Source organism: Marinobacterium lutimaris, assembly GCF_900108065.1.
Taxonomy (GTDB): domain Bacteria; phylum Pseudomonadota; class Gammaproteobacteria; order Pseudomonadales; family Balneatricaceae; genus Marinobacterium_D; species Marinobacterium_D lutimaris.
Genome location: NZ_FNVQ01000016.1, coordinates 2,168 through 5,202, shown reverse-complemented (window position 1 = coordinate 5,202; position 3,035 = coordinate 2,168). Strand labels below are relative to the sequence as shown.

The window sequence follows — 3,035 nt, the reverse complement described above, 5'->3', positions numbered from 1 at the left end:
GTGCTCAAACGCCTTTGGCGTTATATGGTCAAGCCTCACGAGCAATTAGTACTGGTTAGCTCAACGCCTCACAGCGCTTACACACCCAGCCTATCAACGTCCTGGTCTTGAACGGCTCTTTAGGGACCTCAAGGGTCCAGTGAGATCTCATCTTGAAGGAGGCTTCCCGCTTAGATGCTTTCAGCGGTTATCCCGTCCGAACGTAGCTACCGGGCAATGCCATTGGCATGACAACCCGAACACCAGAGGTTCGTTCACTCCGGTCCTCTCGTACTAGGAGCAACTCTTCTCAAATCTCAAACGCCCACGGCAGATAGGGACCGAACTGTCTCACGACGTTCTAAACCCAGCTCGCGTACCACTTTAAATGGCGAACAGCCATACCCTTGGGACCGGCTTCAGCCCCAGGATGTGATGAGCCGACATCGAGGTGCCAAACACCGCCGTCGATGTGAACTCTTGGGCGGTATCAGCCTGTTATCCCCGGAGTACCTTTTATCCGTTGAGCGATGGCCCTTCCATACAGAACCACCGGATCACTAGAACCTACTTTCGTACCTGCTCGACGTGTCTGTCTCGCAGTCAAGCACCCTTATACTCTTACGCTCAATGCATGATTTCCGACCATGCTGAGGGTACCTTCGTGCTCCTCCGTTACACTTTGGGAGGAGACCGCCCCAGTCAAACTACCCACCACACAATGTCCCTGATCCAGATAATGGACCTAGGTTAGAACCTCAACAGTACCAGGCTGGTATTTCAAGGTCGGCTCCACTCGAACTGGCGTCCGAGTTTCAAAGCCTCCCAGCTATCCTACACAAGTAATGTCAAAGTCCACTGTGAAGCTATAGTAAAGGTTCACGGGGTCTTTCCGTCTAGCCGCGGGGACGCTGCATCTTCACAGCGAGTTCAATTTCACTGAGTCTCGGGTGGAGACAGTGTGGCCATCGTTACGCCATTCGTGCAGGTCGGAACTTACCCGACAAGGAATTTCGCTACCTTAGGACCGTTATAGTTACGGCCGCCGTTTACCGGGGCTTCGATCAAGAGCTTCGCTTGCGCTAACCCCATCAATTAACCTTCCGGCACCGGGCAGGCGTCACACCCTATACGTCCACTTTCGTGTTTGCAGAGTGCTGTGTTTTTAATAAACAGTCGCAGCCACCTGGTATCTTCGACCGGTATCAGCTGAGGGAGTAAATCCCATCACCAATGCCGGCGTGCCTTCTCCCGAAGTTACGGCACCATTTTGCCTAGTTCCTTCACCCGAGTTCTCTCAAGCGCCTTGGTATTCTCAACCTGACCACCTGTGTCGGTTTCGGGTACGGTCCCGCATAACCTGAAGCTTAGAGGATTTTCCTGGAAGCTTGGCATCAACTACTTCACTCCACATGGGAGCTCGTCATCAGGTCTCAGTCTTAAGGAACCGGATTTGCCTAGTCCCTCAACCTACACCCTTAAACGCGGACAACCAACGCCGCGCTAGCCTAGCCTTCTCCGTCCCCCCGTCGCAGTTATGCGCGGTGCAGGAATATTAACCTGCTTCCCATCGACTACGCTTTTCAGCCTCGCCTTAGGGGCCGACTCACCCTACCCCGATTAACGTTGGATAGGAACCCTTGGTCTTCCGGCGAGGGGGTTTTTCACCCCCTTTATCGTTACTTATGTCAACATTCGCACTTCTGATACCTCCACGGTGCCTTACAGCTTCCGCTTCAACGGCTTACAGAACGCTCCTCTACCATGCGTAAAACGCATCCGCAGCTTCGGTGTCTAGTTTGAGCCCCGTTATATCTTCCGCGCAGGCCGACTCGACTAGTGAGCTATTACGCTTTCTTTAAAGGGTGGCTGCTTCTAAGCCAACCTCCTAGCTGTCTAAGCCTTCCCACATCGTTTCCCACTTAACTAGAACTTTGGGACCTTAGCTGGCGGTCTGGGTTGTTTCCCTTTTCACGACGGACGTTAGCACCCGCCGTGTGTCTCCCATGATTGCACTCTTGGGTATTCGGAGTTTGCATCGGGTTGGTAAGTCGGGATGACCCCCTAGCCGAAACAGTGCTCTACCCCCCAAGGTGAGACATGAGGCGCTACCTAAATAGCTTTCGAGGAGAACCAGCTATCTCCGGGCTTGATTAGCCTTTCACTCCGATCCACAGGTCATCCGCTAACTTTTCAACGGTAGTCGGTTCGGTCCTCCAGTTGATGTTACTCAACCTTCAACCTGCCCATGGATAGATCGCCCGGTTTCGGGTCTACTCCCAGCAACTAAACGCCCTATTAAGACTCGGTTTCCCTACGGCTCCCCTATACGGTTAACCTTGCTACTGAAAGTAAGTCGTTGACCCATTATACAAAAGGTACGCAGTCACCGTCCGAAAACGGCTCCCACTGCTTGTACGTACACGGTTTCAGGGTCTATTTCACTCCCCTCACAGGGGTTCTTTTCGCCTTTCCCTCACGGTACTGGTTCACTATCGGTCAGTCAGGAGTATTTAGCCTTGGAGGATGGTCCCCCCATATTCAGACAGGATAACACGTGTCCCGTCCTACTCGATTTCACTGTAAATGCACTTTCGTATACGGGGCTATCACCCACTATGGCCACACTTTCCAGAGTGTTCTACTAGTACAAAAACAGCTTAAGGGCTGGTCCCCGTTCGCTCGCCGCTACTGAGGGAATCTCAATTGATTTCTTTTCCTCCGGGTACTTAGATGTTTCAGTTCCCCGGGTTCGCCTCTCTATACCTATGTATTCAGTAAAGAGATACCCGCAAGCGGGTGGGTTTCCCCATTCGGACATGTCCGGATCAAAGCTCGTTTACCAGCTCCCCGAACCTTTTCGCAGGTTACAACGTCCTTCATCGCCTCTGACTGCCAAGGCATCCACCGTGCACGCTTATTCACTTGACCATATAACCCGAAGGCGTCTGATCACTTGAATATATAGTAACGATCGATTTCGCCGGTTGGCGCTTGTATCAAACAATACAAGACAATCTTTTAGATCCAATTTGTTAAAGAGCGTTTAAAGCATG

The 3,035-nt window shown here is 52.0% G+C and carries 1 rRNA gene; it reads right to left on the bottom strand.

Annotated features, from left to right (window positions below):
• Positions 1-24 precede the first annotated feature (24 nt).
• A 23S ribosomal RNA gene (locus tag C4S72_RS25530) occupies positions 25-2,910 on the bottom strand.
• Between the last annotated feature and the right edge of the window lie 125 nt (positions 2,911-3,035).